This window comes from Pseudomonas sp. PDM21, from assembly GCF_014852505.2.
Lineage (GTDB): Bacteria > Pseudomonadota > Gammaproteobacteria > Pseudomonadales > Pseudomonadaceae > Pseudomonas.
The window spans coordinates 6315750-6328644 of the sequence record NZ_CM181223.1; the positions used below are offsets into that span (position 1 = coordinate 6315750).

General features: G+C 65.6%; 13 protein-coding genes. 6 read left to right on the plus strand and 7 right to left on the minus strand.

The genetic code is table 11. The features are described from left to right. Window positions 1–19 precede the first annotated feature (19 nt). Complete coding sequence (gene serA, locus IB275_RS29100) at window positions 20–1249, plus strand: phosphoglycerate dehydrogenase (protein ID WP_081515253.1); 1230 nt, start codon at window positions 20–22, stop codon at window positions 1247–1249. A 62-nt stretch (window positions 1250–1311) separates the two neighbouring features. Here the strand turns inward: serA and IB275_RS29105 are convergent, their stop codons facing one another. Beyond that, window positions 1312–1743: a DUF4399 domain-containing protein gene (locus IB275_RS29105; RefSeq protein WP_151188682.1), complete on the minus strand. Its 432-nt coding sequence runs from the start codon at window positions 1741–1743 to the stop codon at window positions 1312–1314. Between the two features lie 143 nt (window positions 1744–1886). Beyond that, entirely contained in the window at window positions 1887–2381 is a 495-nt protein-coding gene (locus tag IB275_RS29110) for a 2-thiouracil desulfurase family protein (protein ID WP_045215561.1), read from the minus strand. A gap of 255 nt (window positions 2382–2636) precedes the next feature. Here IB275_RS29110 and IB275_RS29115 point away from each other — a divergent pair, with 255 nt between their 5' ends. After that, window positions 2637–3185, plus strand: coding sequence for a DUF6160 family protein (locus IB275_RS29115; protein ID WP_192293458.1), 549 nt, complete (start codon window positions 2637–2639; stop codon window positions 3183–3185). A gap of 12 nt (window positions 3186–3197) precedes the next feature. Here IB275_RS29115 and IB275_RS29120 read toward each other — a convergent pair whose 3' ends face one another. Then, window positions 3198–3836 carry a 2OG-Fe(II) oxygenase gene (locus IB275_RS29120; RefSeq protein ID WP_192293460.1) on the minus strand — a complete coding sequence of 213 codons (639 nt, stop codon included), beginning with the start codon at window positions 3834–3836 and terminating at the stop codon, window positions 3198–3200. 100 nt (window positions 3837–3936) lie between these two features. On the opposite strand from IB275_RS29120, the gene IB275_RS29125 reads away from it, so the two are divergent. Continuing rightward, window positions 3937–4674, plus strand: a complete 738-nt coding sequence (locus IB275_RS29125) for a hypothetical protein (protein WP_081515249.1) — start codon at window positions 3937–3939, stop codon at window positions 4672–4674. A 157-nt stretch (window positions 4675–4831) separates the two neighbouring features. Here the strand turns inward: IB275_RS29125 and bipL are convergent, their stop codons facing one another. Beyond that, window positions 4832–5770, minus strand: a complete 939-nt coding sequence (gene bipL / locus IB275_RS29130) for a phospholipase BipL (RefSeq protein ID WP_081515248.1) — start codon at window positions 5768–5770, stop codon at window positions 4832–4834. A gap of 123 nt (window positions 5771–5893) precedes the next feature. On the opposite strand from bipL, the gene IB275_RS29135 reads away from it, so the two are divergent. After that, the gene (locus IB275_RS29135) at window positions 5894–6469 is read left to right on the plus strand and encodes a DUF6436 domain-containing protein (protein WP_192293462.1); all 576 of its coding nucleotides are present in this window, start codon (window positions 5894–5896) and stop codon (window positions 6467–6469) included. A gap of 88 nt (window positions 6470–6557) precedes the next feature. Beyond that, on the plus strand, window positions 6558–7070 hold the full coding sequence (locus IB275_RS29140; protein WP_081515246.1) for a transcriptional regulator: 513 nt from the start codon (window positions 6558–6560) through the stop codon (window positions 7068–7070). A 3-nt stretch (window positions 7071–7073) separates the two neighbouring features. On the opposite strand, the gene IB275_RS29145 is transcribed toward IB275_RS29140, so the two are convergent. Next, entirely contained in the window at window positions 7074–8123 is a 1050-nt protein-coding gene (locus IB275_RS29145; RefSeq protein ID WP_192293464.1) for an AraC family transcriptional regulator, read from the minus strand. A 107-nt stretch (window positions 8124–8230) separates the two neighbouring features. Between IB275_RS29145 and IB275_RS29150 the strand changes: the two genes are divergently transcribed. Then, entirely contained in the window at window positions 8231–10618 is a 2388-nt protein-coding gene (locus tag IB275_RS29150) for a penicillin acylase family protein (protein ID WP_192293466.1), read from the plus strand. Between the two features lie 421 nt (window positions 10619–11039). Here the strand turns inward: IB275_RS29150 and IB275_RS29155 are convergent, their stop codons facing one another. Continuing rightward, complete coding sequence (locus IB275_RS29155; protein WP_081515243.1) at window positions 11040–11912, minus strand: ABC transporter permease subunit; 873 nt, start codon at window positions 11910–11912, stop codon at window positions 11040–11042. 82 nt (window positions 11913–11994) lie between these two features. Beyond that, on the minus strand, window positions 11995–12876 hold the full coding sequence (locus IB275_RS29160) for an ABC transporter permease subunit (protein WP_138214270.1): 882 nt from the start codon (window positions 12874–12876) through the stop codon (window positions 11995–11997). Window positions 12877–12895 lie beyond the last annotated feature (19 nt).

Consider the following 12895-nt stretch of genomic DNA (forward strand, 5'->3'; position numbering starts at 1 on the left):
GACTACAGGTTCAAAGCAGATGAGCAAGACTTCTCTCGACAAGAGCAAGATCAAATTCCTTCTCCTTGAAGGCGTGCACCAGAACGCCGTCGACACCCTCAAGGCGGCCGGCTACTCCAACATCGAGTACCTCAAGACCGCACTGTCCGGTGACGAGCTGAAGGAAAAGATTGCCGATGCACACTTCATCGGTATCCGCTCCCGCACCCAGCTGACCGAAGAAGTCTTCGACGCTGCCAAGAAGCTGATCGCCGTCGGCTGCTTCTGCATCGGCACCAACCAGGTCAACCTGAACGCGGCCCGCGAGCGCGGCATCGCCGTGTTCAACGCGCCCTACTCCAATACCCGTTCGGTCGCCGAACTGGTGCTGGCCGAGGCCATCCTGCTGCTGCGCGGCATTCCGGAGAAGAACGCCTCCTGCCACCGCGGCGGCTGGATCAAGTCCGCTGCCAACTCCTTCGAGATCCGCGGCAAGAAGCTGGGCATCGTCGGCTACGGCTCGATCGGCACCCAGCTCTCGGTCCTGGCCGAAGCACTGGGCATGCAGGTGTTCTTCTACGACACCGTGACCAAGCTGCCGCTGGGTAACGCCCAGCAGGTCGGTAACCTGCACGAGCTGCTCGGCATGTCCGACATCGTCTCGCTGCACGTGCCGGAACTGCCGTCCACCCAGTGGATGATCGGCGAGAAGGAGATCCGCGCCATCAAGAAAGGCGGCATCCTGATCAACGCCGCCCGTGGCACCGTGGTCGAACTGGACCACCTGGCCGCCGCGATCAAGGACGAGCACCTGATCGGCGCCGCCATCGACGTATTCCCGGTCGAGCCCAAGTCCAACGACGACGAGTTCGAGAGCCCGCTGCGCGGCCTGGATCGCGTGATCCTGACCCCGCATATCGGCGGCTCCACCGCCGAAGCCCAGGCCAACATCGGCCTGGAAGTGGCCGAGAAGCTGGTCAAGTACAGCGACAACGGCACCTCGGTTTCTTCCGTCAACTTCCCGGAAGTGGCCCTGCCGTCGCACCCGGGCAAGCACCGCCTGCTGCACATCCACGAGAACATTCCGGGTGTGATGAGCGAGATCAACAAGGTGTTCGCCGACAACGGCATCAACATCTCCGGCCAGTACCTGCAGACCAACGACAAGGTCGGCTACGTGGTAATCGACGTCGACGCCGAGTACTCGGACCTGGCGCTGGAGAAGCTGCAGCACGTGAACGGCACCATCCGCAGCCGCGTTCTGTTCTAAGCGCTGCTCGGTGACAAGAAAAAAGGAGGCCTCGGCCTCCTTTTTTCATGCCTGGGGAAAGGTCACTTCACGTTGACGGTGATCTGCTGCGACTCCACCGGCGGGTCGAACGGCACGTGGTTCTTGTCGCCCACCAGCAACTGCAGGGTGTGCTTGCCCGGCGGCAGGGTCACCTGGGTCTCGGTCTGGCCCTTGCCGAAGTGCTTGATCTGGTCGGTCATCGGCAGCGGCATGTTCATCGCCGGCTGCTCCTTGAGATCGATCAGCAGGTGGTGGTGGCCGGTAGCCGGCGAATCCACGCCCGCCGGCGCGACACCCATGCCCTTGAGGCCGAATTTGACGGTGAAGGTCTTGTCCACCGTAGCCCCGTCGGCCGGCTCGATGAAGTACACCTTGGCGCCTTCCGGGGCCGGGGTGCGCGGGATTTCCGCAGCGATGGCGGAAGTACCGGCGAGCAGCGCGGCAAGGCCGAGGCAAGGCAGCATGGTTCTCATGTTCTTCTCCTTCTGCATGACAATCGCAAAGGCGAAGGACCCGCTCAGGCCGGCCCGCGCCCTTGCGCATGGAACGCACAAGCATAGGCGCCAGGGCGCTGGGCTCAAGGAAAATAGTGCGTCTTCGAGTGTCGGCAGCCGCTCTAGCCTCCGGCTTCCAGCCCGGCCAGACAGACGGCAGCGGCATCCAGCTCTTCCTCGCTGAACACCAGCACGCCCATGCGCTTGAGGGCGGCGGCAGTGACGCCTTCACCAGCGACCTTCTGGCCGCTGAAGCTGCCGTCGTAGTTCTCGCGGTTGCCGCAGGAGGGGCTGCGCGCCTTGAGAACCGCCAGGCGGATGTCGTGGCGACGCACCAGCGCCATGGCTTCCTCGGCGCCGAGCAGGAAGGCGTCGCTGACGTCCTCGCCCTCCACCGTCATCACCGGGCGGGCGCGTTCCAGCACCGCCATGCCCTGGCCTCCAGGGATCTCTGCCGGGGCTCGGGGCGTCGGCAGGCCGCCGGCGACTTCCGGGCACAGTGCGACCACCCGCCCCTGGTCCAGCCAGCGCGACAGCAGGTCGAACGGTCCGTGCGCACCGCCGTCGTAGCGGACGCGATGGCCAAGCAGGCAGCGGCTGACGAGAACCTTCTGCATAGGCGAATCACTCCCTTTTGGAAGGGGACAGACTAGCCGCTCGCCGTTTACCGGTCACGCCGGGTAACGCAACTTTCATCGGCGCGTCTGTCGCAACAGGTTTCCGGCCCGCCGAAAGTCGGGTCCTTGAGCGGCGCGCCGGTCGTCGGCGCCCGCCCAAGCACAACCTTCGACGGGAACAGCCGTCCGGCACTGGCTGCCGGGCAGGCCGCCACCCAGACTCGCGCATCGGCCAATCGCCACGGAGCCTCCGTCATGCCTCGTCTCTTGCTTTGCACCGCCACCTTCGCCGCGCTGTCCTACCTGCCGCTGGCCTTCGCCGAACTCCAGGCGCTGGACAACGAGCACCTGGGCGCCGTGACCGGCCAGGATGGCATCAGCATCCGCGCCGACGTGCTCGCGCGCATGGACAGCGTGGCGTGGAAAGACGACGGCGGCAGCGTCTCGCTGCGCAACGTGTTCATCGACAACGGATGCGTGAGTGCCGGCGATTGCCCCGACGGACGTGGCGGCAGCCTGCCCTACGGGCCCGCGCAGCTGGGCCTGAGCCTGCCGATCTTCGGTATCGAGCAGCCGACCCTGCAGGTGGACGTGGTTCAGGGCGCTGGCGGCCAGCAGCAACTGGCGCTGACCCTGCCTGACCTGACCACCATCAACCAGCAGCTCAATGCCAGCGGCCTGCCGTCGCAGACCATCCGCCTGCGCGTGGCCGGCGACCTCTATGTGGGTGGCGGCAAGCTTGGGAGCATCGAGGTACGCGACATTCAGGACATCAGCGGCACCCTGAAGATCTGGGGCCACTGACGCCTTCGGAGTTCAGAGCGGGGCGTCGCCGCGACGGCGGAACCAGCCGGTGAGCGACAGGCGCTCATGGGTGGCCGGCAGCACCTCGTGGGGAAACTCGCCGGAGAGGAACACCACCAGCCGACCGGCCAGCGGCGGCAGGTCCAGTGTCCGCTCGTCGGCGAAGTACATCCGCAGTTCACCGCCCTGCGTCACCGGCCAGTCGTGGTTGAGGTAGAACACGGCGGAAAGAGCGCGGCGGTCATCGTCGCGGAAGCGGTCCAGGTGCCTCTGGTAGAACGCCCCGGGTGGATAGAGCGCGAAGTGCCCCTCGAAGTCTTCCAGGCCCAGGTACAACGAGCGATTGATCTGCTGACGCAGCTCGTCCAGCGCCCTCAGGTAGAGGTCGCAGGCCTCGGACTGGCCGGGCTCGAGCCACTGGATACGGTCGCCGCGAATGCCTTCGCGCACGGCCTGCCCTTCAGCCCGACCGATGGCGGCGGAGGCCAGCTTGCCGGCCGCATCGCGGGCACGGCATTCCGCCGCCAGCTGCGCGACCAGGGCGTCGGGAAGGAAGGCGTCCTGCTGCGACCAGCCCTTCTCGGCGAGGTCGTCAACGATGCTTTGCAGGAGGGGGCCTAGCACGAGTGGAGAAGGGACGTCGAAATACATGGCGTATTGTAACGTCCGGCGCCAGTGTCTCGACAAGCGGGGCAAGCCTTGCCGACAATAGCCCCCGGCGAGCGAACCCTGCCGCCCAAAAGGAGTTGCAATGCGCGTACTGCTGGCCCTCACCCTTCTTGTACTGGGCATGCCTGCCCTGGCCGACAACTACCAGCGCCTGTACCAGGCCGCCGGCTGGCCGGAACAGCGAGCGCACTTCAATGACGCCCTGCACGCCGCGCAGAAGCGCTACCAGGGCAACCTGCCACCGGCGCTGTACCAGACGCTGGTGGACAACAGCAACCAGCGCTTTGCCCCTGCCGACATCGACCAGCGCGCGCTCAATGGCCTGCGCCAGAACCTGCCGGACAGCGCCGCAGCGGTGAACTTCTTCGAATCGCCGCTGGGCCGCAAGGTCGCCGGCGCCGAGACCCTGGCCACCCGCAGCGACCAGTTGCAGAAGTACGCCAATGGCCTGCCGCGCCAGCAGGCCAGCGATGCGCGCAAGCAGATCGTCCACCGCCTGAGCCAGATCCTGCCGGCCCGCGAAGCCGGCGCCGAAGTCAGCCTCGCGCTGGCCAGCGTGGCCGCCGACAGCCTCAGCCAGATGCTCCCCGGCCTGCTCGGTGGCGGCAGCGCCCAAGGCATGCTCGAAGGCCAGCGGCAGAAGCTGATGAGCCAGATCGGTGCCGATCTCGACAACACCCTGCTGTACGTCTATCGCGGCCTGAGCGATGCCGAACTGGGCCAGTTCGCCGACTTCAGCGAGTCGCCAGCCGGCCGCACTTACTACCGCGCCGCCCTGGCTGCCCTCAAGGCTGGCTTGGCCGCACCATCGGGCGAGTAGTGATCGGAAAATACCGACCACGCTTGAGGACCACTCCGAGGAACGCTCCTCCTAGAATGGCACCCGCTGTACAGAGGGTGGCGCCTGAGGAGCATGGCGCAAGGAGTGTAGGGACACACCCTCGACTACAGCGGCGCCCTTCCCCGCATCATCCCCGCTAGGCCATCCGCTCACTGAGAAAGTCGAAGTAACGCCGGCGCAACGTCTCGCTCTCGTTCGCCAGATGGTGCCGCGCTCCGGTGAGCAGCAGGCACTCGATCTTCTCGAACTTGTCCTCCAGCACCTTCAGGTTGTAGCGCCAGTCCACCGTCTCGTCGGCATCGCCCTGCACCACCAGCAGGCTCTGCGCTCCGTGGCCGGCCGCCTCGATGCGCGGAATCCAGCGCGCCAGCGCGCCGACCCAGGCCGTGGGCAGGATCTTCGGCTGCAGCGGATCGCGGTCGCGCAGGAAGGAAAGGAATTCGGCGTCGTTGGAGTTCTCGCTGAAACGTCGCGGAATCGAATCCACGAACGGCCGCAGCATCTGGTAGCTGAACTTCGACCAGCCCCAGGCCCGTGGCCGTACCAGCGGCGCCAGCAGGATGGTACGGCCCAGCTCCGGGCGCGGTGCGCCGGTGAGCAGGTAGTCCAGCAGGATTGCCCCACCGGTACTCTGCCCGCAGAGATGCCAAGGTTGCGGCAGGTCCAACGCCTGCGCCTGGCCCAACAGCGCGCCCAGCACCACCTGGTATTCGGCGAAGTCGCCGATGCTGGCGGCGGCGCCACCCGACAGGCCGTGGCCTGGCAGGTCGCAGGCCAGCACCGCGAAGCCCATGCCCAGCGCCCAGTCGATCACATGGCGGTACAGGCCCATATGGTCGTAGTAGCCGTGCAGCAGGACGACGGTTCCCCGCGCCAGCACGGGGCGCCAGTACTGCGCGGCAATCTGGTAGCCGCCGGCCTCGAAAGTGCCCAGCCGGCTCTGCAGGCCGGGGTGCCGGGCGTGCAGGTCCAGGCCGTAGAAATGCTGGTACAGCGCGATGCCGACCTCGTTCGCCTCTGCGGTCAGAGGTCGCAGCAGGGTGCGCAGCAGATCGGGCTGGAAGGCTTCAGGCATGGGCGTTTCGCTTCTGGCAGGCGGGTGACGAAGGGAGCGCGTGCAGCAGCGGGATATTCTGCCGCGCTCGCCCCCGTGGCAAGCTTGTCGGCTATCTTACCGACTCTGTCACTGGTCGCCGCCATGTCCTCACGCCGAAAATCGCTGCTCACCTGGCTGATCGCCGTACTCTGCCTGGGCGTTCTGCTCGTCACCTACTGGTGGTACGAGAACCGCTTCATCCGTCCGTTCAGCCACCAGCCACAGCTGTTTTCCGGCGACCACCTGATGCTGCCCGCACAATTGGCCGGCCCCGGCAAGATCCGCCTGGTGCACTTCTGGGACCCGGCCTGCCCCTGCAACGTCGGCAACCAGCAGCACCTCGCCGAGCTGATCCAGCGTTTCAGCCCGCAGGGCGTTGAGTTCTTCGCCGTGCAGAAGCCCGGCAGCCGCGGGCACCTGCCCGACACGCTGAGCGCCATGCGCGCACTGGACTCGCTGCCCGGTGCCGAGCAGTTGCCCGCCAGCCCTGCCGTGGCGATCTGGGATACCCAGGGCAAGCTGGCCTACTTCGGCCCCTACAGCGAAGGAGCGGTCTGCACTTCGGGCAACAGCTTCATAGAGCCGATCCTCGACGCCCTGGTGGGCGGCCGCCCGGTCAACGCGACCCACACCCTGGCCGTGGGCTGCTATTGCCCCTGGGATGGCGCAAAGCACTGAGCCGCATCAACGAAGCCGATGGCCAATCCGTGACTACACTTGGATCGCCGGCCCATGAAGGGCCGATCGCCACCAAGGAGCTTTTCGCATGCGTCTTCCTTCCGCCCTCGCCTTCTGCGCCGTTCTCTCCACCGGGCTGGTGCTGCCCCTGGCCGCCCACGCCGAGGATGCCCCCAACAGCCAACAGGTGATGGAGCAGCACAAGCAGGCCATCAACAACCGCATCGCCGACATCGACTACAAGCGCAAGCGCATCGTCGAAGCCAACATGAAGCTCACCCCGCAGGAAACCGAGAAGTTCTGGCCGATCTACAACAGCTACCGCACCGAGGCGGACAAGCTGAGCAAGCAGACCCTGGCGATCATCATCGACTACGCCAACAGCTACAACACCGGCTCGGTGAGCAACGACGACGCGGCGAAGCTGCAGAAGCAGGTGCTGGAGCTGCAGGACGACCGCCAGGAGCTCAAGGAGAAGTACCTCAAGCGCATCGCCAAGGAAGTCTCGCCGCAGCGCGCACTGCGCTTCCTGCAGGTCGAAGACCAGCTCGACGCCATGGCGCTGCTGGAAGTCAGCCGCGAAATCCCGCTGGCCGAGTAATCCTCAGCCTTCGGTGCCGCCCTGCAGGCGCTGGCGATAGCGCTCGGGCGGCACCGAATACCAGCGCTTGAAAGCCCGATAGAACGGCGACAGCTCGGCAAATCCACAGGCCCGCGCCACCTCGCGAATTGCCTCGCCCTGCTCCAGCAATTGCGCGGCACGCTGCCGGCGCACCTCCTCCCGCACTTCCCTGAACGTCTGTGCCCGGCTCGCCAGGTTGCGCTGCAGCAGCCCCGGCCGCACGCCCAGCTCACGGGCGCAGCTTTGCAGGGTGCACTCCTCCTCCCCCAACCGCATGGCGATCAGGTAGCGCAGGCGATTGAGCAGATCGTTCTCGTCCAGCGTGCCCAGCTGTTCCCGTGCATGCTCGGTAAGCAACCGGTGCAGCACCGGGTTGCCGGTGCGTGACGGCCGGGCCATTTGCGCGCGATCGAACAGCAAGGCGTCATTGGCCTTGCCGAAGCTCGGCGTCAGGCCGAACAGCCGCCGGTGCTCGCTCAAGCGGCGCGGCTGCGGATGGCGGAACTCGATAGCCTGGACGCGGAACTCATCGTCGGTAATCAGCGCCAGCAGCTTGAGGAACAGCAGCATCAGGCACTCCATCTGCTGGCGCAGGTTGCTGATGCCCAGGTAGTTGAGGTCGAGGATCAGCCGTACCTGCTCGCCCTCCTCGCGCATCTGCGCCGCGAAGCCACCGGAGAGGATGTGCTGGAAGCGCAGGAAGCTGTGCAGCGCCTCGCGCAGGTCGCTGCTGGCCATCAGCAGGTAGCCGACCACGTCCAGCAGGCGCGGCTTCATCGCCTCCCCCAGGTGCAGGCCGATATCGGCATCGCCGGTAATTTCGTCAAGGGTCGTCCAGAACAATGGGGCGTCGTCGTGCACCAGGCGACCACTCTGCGCCGGCGGCGGCAGGCGGACCTTCTGCAGGGCCTGGCGGTAGATATCGGTGGGGTCGAAGCCCAGCACCGAGAGCGCCTCGTACAACTGGCGGCGCAGGGTGGCGGACTGGGTCAGCGCCGGGGTGGCGGGGAAGTTCAGCTCGGGGGCGGCCATGGTCACTCCTGGGATTGACCGGAGAATTCCAGTAGCGAGACGTTTGGTCAATGAGGGACGAACGCTATCCACTGCAGAATCGCCGCATAACAACAAGGAGTTGCTGCATGAAACGCACTTTGACTGTCCTCGCTGTCGTTGTCGCCGCTGCCGCGGCGGGCGCCGGCTGGTACCTGCACGGCAAGCAGCCGGTACGCGACGGACAACTGCCCCTGGCGGGCCTGGCCAGCGAAGTCACGGTTCGCTATGACGAGCGCGGCGTGCCGCACATCAAGGCCGGCAGCGAAGAGGACATGTACCGGGCAATCGGTTACGTCCACGCCCAGGACCGCCTGTTCCAGATGGAAATCCTCCGTCGCCTGTCCCGTGGCGAGCTGGCCGAGGTACTCGGGCCCAAGCTGGTGGACACCGACCGCATGTTCCGCAGCCTGCGCATCCGCGACCACGCCGCCGAATACGTGGCCAGGCAGGACAAGAACTCCCCGGCCTGGAAGGCGCTGGTCGCCTACCTCGATGGCGTCAACCAGTTCCAGGACAGCCACCCGCGCCCGTTGGAATTCGACATCCTCGGCATTCCCAAGCGCGCCTTCACCCCCGAAGACACCGTCAGCGTCGCCGGCTACATGGCCTACAGCTTCGCCGCCGCCTTCCGCACCGAACCGGTGCTGACCTACGTGCGCGACGAACTGGGCGCGGACTACCTGAAGGTCTTCGACCTCGACTGGCATCCCGAAGGCGTGATGACGCCCAAGGCGCTGGCCGCCGCCGACTGGCAGGACCTGAGCGCCATCGCCCGCCTGAGCCACGCCGCGCTGGAGAAAGCCGGCCTGCCGCAGTTCGAGGGCAGCAACGCCTGGGCCGTCTCCGGCAGCCGCACGAAGAGCGGCAAGCCGCTGCTGGCCGGCGACCCCCACATCCGCTTCGCCGTGCCGGCAGTGTGGTACGAGATGCAGGCCAGCGCACCGGGCTTCGAGCTGTACGGCCACTACCAGGCGCTCAACCCCTTCGCCTCGCTCGGCCACAACCTGCAGTTCGGCTGGAGCCTGACCATGTTCCAGAACGACGACGTCGATCTGGTCGCCGAGAAGGTCAACCCGGACAACCCCAACCAGGTCTGGTACCACGGCCAGTGGACGGACCTGAAAAGCGAGGAGCAGAGCATCGCCGTGAAGGGCGAGGCGCCGGTGAAGATCACCCTGCGCAGCTCGCCCCACGGCCCGCTGGTCAACGATGCGCTGGGCACTGCGGCAGGCAAGACGCCGGTCTCCATGTGGTGGGCCTTCCTGGAAACCCAGAACCCGATCCTTGACGCCTTCTACGAACTGAACCGCGCCGACACCCTGCCCAAGGCGCGCGCGGCAGCCTCGAAGATCCAGTCGCCGGGCCTCAACGTGGTCTGGGCCAACGCTCGTGGCGACATCGGCTGGTGGGCCTCGGCACAGCTGCCGGTGCGCCCGGACGGGGTCAACCCGAACTTCCTGCTCGACGGCGCCAGTGGCCAGGCCGACAAAAGCGGCTTCTACCCCTTCAGCGAGAACCCGCAGGAAGAGAACCCGGCGCGCGGCTATATCGTCTCCGCCAACTTCCAGCCGGTGCCGGCCAACGGTCGCCCGGTGCCGGGCTACTACAACTTGCCTGATCGCGGCCAGCAGCTGAACAAGCGCCTGTCCGACACTTCCGTGAAGTGGGACCTGCAGAACAGCCAGGCGCTGCAACTGGACACCGCCACCAGCTATGGCCCGCGCTTCCTCAAGCCGCTGCTGCCGATCCTGCGCGAAGCCGCCGCAACCGACGAAGAGAAGGCGCTGGTGGAGAACCTGGCCAACTGGCAGGGTGACCACCCGCTGGATTCGATCACTGCCACAGTGTTCAACCAATTGCTCTACCAGGTCGCCGACGGCGCCATGCGCGACGAGATGGGCGACGCCTTCTTCGACAACCTGCTGTCCACCCGCGTGCTCGACGTGGCCCTGCCGCGCCTGGCCGCCGACGAGAACTCGCCCTGGTGGGACAACCGCAAGACGTCGCAGAAGGAGACCCGCGCCGATATCGTCAAGGCCGCCTGGAAGGACAGCCTGGCGCACCTGCGCGCCAAACTCGGCCAGGATTCGCAGCAGTGGCAGTGGGGCAAGGCGCACACCCTCACCCACGGCCACCCGCTGGGCCAGCAGAAGCCGCTGGACCGCCTGTTCAACGTCGGCCCATTCGCCGCTCCTGGCGGCCACGAGGTGCCGAACAACCTGTCCGCCCGCGTCGGACCTGCGCCCTGGCAGGTGATTTACGGACCGTCCACCCGTCGCCTGATCGACTTCGCCGACCCGGCCCACAGCCTGGGCATCAACCCGGTAGGCCAGAGCGGCGTGCCGTTCGACAAGCACTACGACGACCAGGCCGAGGCCTACATCGAAGGCCAGTACCTGCCGCAGCACTACGACGACAACGAGGTGAAAGCCAACACCAAGGGCATCCTGCGGTTGATTCCCGTCCGTCGCTGAAGCGCCCTCGGCAAGGGCCACCCGGAAATGAAAAACCCCGCTCCTGCGGGGTTTTTCATGGGTGCGTTGTAGAGAGTGCTGCGGGAGATGCCGAAGCTCCCTGGCGCGTTATTTCCCCAAGGGATAACGATCGGGGTGTTGTATTGGGCGCCGTCTCCCGCACGGAGTGCCATAAGGCGTCACTGGAAGTTTGCCGGCTACGCGGCCCGGCCCTGGTTCGGGGGGTGGCCGGACAGCGCATCCGAACACTTCAAGCGTAGTTGGCAATCGGCCGGGAGCGAGCCTTTGCGACCCACGGTTTTTTCCGATAAAGCCCGAATTTCCAAGCACTTCGGAATAACGTGTGAGCAAAAAACACGGGCCACCCGAAGGTGGCCCGTGGTTCGACAATCGCCGGATACTACCGGCCGACAAGACGGCGTCAGGCGGTGGCTGTCGAACCCTTCTGCCAATCGGTCGCGTTGGACTCCATGGCTTCCTGGATCGCACGCTTGCGACGCTCTTCGGCCTGGCGGGTGAAGTACCAGGCGAAGAAGGTGAACAGCGAAACGGTCAGCAGGATCAGGCTGGCGACGGCGTTGATCTCCGGCTTCACGCCCAGGCGCACGGCGGAGAACACTTCCATCGGCAGGGTGGTGGAGCCAGGACCGGACACGAAGCTGGCCAGTACCAGGTCATCCAGCGACAGCGCGAAGGACATCATGCCGCCCGCCGCCAGCGACGGCGCGATCATCGGGATGGTGATCAGCATGAACACTTTCCAGGGCTTGGCGCCCAGGTCCATGGCTGCTTCCTCGATGGACAGGTCCAGCTCGCGCAGGCGCGCCGACACCACCACCGCCACGTAGGACGAGCAGAAGCTGGTGTGGGCGATCCAGATGGTCACGATGCCGCGCTCCTGCGGCCAGCCGATCAGCTGGGCCATGGCGACGAACAGCAGCAGCAGCGACAGACCGGTGATCACCTCGGGCATGACCAGCGGCGCGGTGACCATGCCGCCGAACAGCGTGCGACCACGGAAACGCGGGATGCGGGTCAGCACGAAGGCCGCCAGGGTGCCCAGCGCCACCGAGGAGATCGCGGTGTAGCAGGCGATCTCCAGCGAGCGGAACACCGAACCGACCAGCTGCTGGTTGTCCAGCAGGCCGACATACCACTTCACCGACCAGCCACCCCACACGGTCACCAGCTTGGAGCCGTTGAACGAGTAGATGACCAGGATGAGCATCGGCACGTAGATGAAGAGCAGGCCCAACACCAGCATGATGTTGGAGAACGACCAACGCTTGTTCATACCTTGCCCTCCAGCTCTTTCGCCATGATCTTGGGTGAAGAGTCTGTTGAAGGAGATGATGGGCAGATCGCCTTGAAGTGGCTCATACCTTGCCCTCCAGCTCTTTAGCCTGGTTCTTGTTGAAGAAGATGATGGGCACGATCAGGATCGCCAGCATCACGACGGCAAGGGCGGAAGCCACCGGCCAGTCACGGTTGTTGAAGAACTCCTGCCACAGCACCTTGCCGATCATCAGCGTCTCGGGGCCGCCCAGCAGTTCCGGGATCACGAACTCGCCCACCGCCGGGATGAATACCAGCATGCAGCCGGCGATGATGCCGTTCTTGGACAGCGGGACGGTGATCTTCCAGAAGCTGGTGAAGCTGCGCGCGCCGAGGTCGGAGGCGGCTTCCAGCAGGCTCATGTCGTGCTTCACCAGGTTGGCGTAGAGCGGCATGACCATGAAGGGCAGGTACGAGTAGACGATGCCGATGTACACCGCGAAGTTGGTGTTCAGGATCGTCAGCGGTTCGTTGATGATGCCCAGCCACATCAGGAAGCTGTTGAGCAGGCCGTTGTTGGACAGGATGCCCATCCAGGCGTACACGCGGATCAGGATCGCCGTCCAGGTCGGCATCATGATCAGCAGCAGCAGGACGGTCTGCATTTCCTTGCTGGCGCGGGCGATGGCATAGGCCATCGGGTATCCGATGAGCAGGCACAGGAAGGTGCTGATCGCCGCCATCTTCAGCGAGCCCAGGTAGGCGTCGATGTAGAGCGGGTCGTCCGTCAGCATCAGGTAGTTGCCCAGGTTCATCACGACCTGGAGCGTCTGGTCGGCGTACTGGAAGACTTCGGTGTACGGCGGAATGGCCACGTCCGCTGCCGCCAGACTGATCTTCAGCACGATGGCGAAGGGCAGCAGGAAGAACAAGAAGAGCCAGAAGAACGGCACACCGATCACGGCATGCCGGCCGTTCGGCAGGCGTTTCATGAGCGATTTG

Bases quoted from the DNA above. Each gene is read 5' to 3' on its own strand.
- IB275_RS29105 (WP_151188682.1), bottom strand. From the start codon at position 1,743: ATGAGAACCATGCTGCCTTGCCTCGGCCTTGCCGCGCTGCTCGCCGGT.
- IB275_RS29115 (WP_192293458.1), top strand. From the start codon at position 2,637: ATGCCTCGTCTCTTGCTTTGCACCGCCACCTTCGCCGCGCTGTCCTAC.
- IB275_RS29145 (WP_192293464.1), bottom strand. From the start codon at position 8,123: ATGGCCGCCCCCGAGCTGAACTTCCCCGCCACCCCGGCGCTGACCCAG.
- IB275_RS29140 (WP_081515246.1), top strand. From the start codon at position 6,558: ATGCGTCTTCCTTCCGCCCTCGCCTTCTGCGCCGTTCTCTCCACCGGG.
- serA (WP_081515253.1), top strand. From the start codon at position 20: ATGAGCAAGACTTCTCTCGACAAGAGCAAGATCAAATTCCTTCTCCTT.
- bipL (WP_081515248.1), bottom strand. From the start codon at position 5,770: ATGCCTGAAGCCTTCCAGCCCGATCTGCTGCGCACCCTGCTGCGACCT.
- IB275_RS29120 (WP_192293460.1), bottom strand. From the start codon at position 3,836: ATGTATTTCGACGTCCCTTCTCCACTCGTGCTAGGCCCCCTCCTGCAA.
- IB275_RS29155 (WP_081515243.1), bottom strand. From the start codon at position 11,912: ATGAACAAGCGTTGGTCGTTCTCCAACATCATGCTGGTGTTGGGCCTG.
- IB275_RS29135 (WP_192293462.1), top strand. From the start codon at position 5,894: ATGTCCTCACGCCGAAAATCGCTGCTCACCTGGCTGATCGCCGTACTC.
- IB275_RS29150 (WP_192293466.1), top strand. From the start codon at position 8,231: ATGAAACGCACTTTGACTGTCCTCGCTGTCGTTGTCGCCGCTGCCGCG.
- IB275_RS29125 (WP_081515249.1), top strand. From the start codon at position 3,937: ATGCGCGTACTGCTGGCCCTCACCCTTCTTGTACTGGGCATGCCTGCC.
- IB275_RS29110 (WP_045215561.1), bottom strand. From the start codon at position 2,381: ATGCAGAAGGTTCTCGTCAGCCGCTGCCTGCTTGGCCATCGCGTCCGC.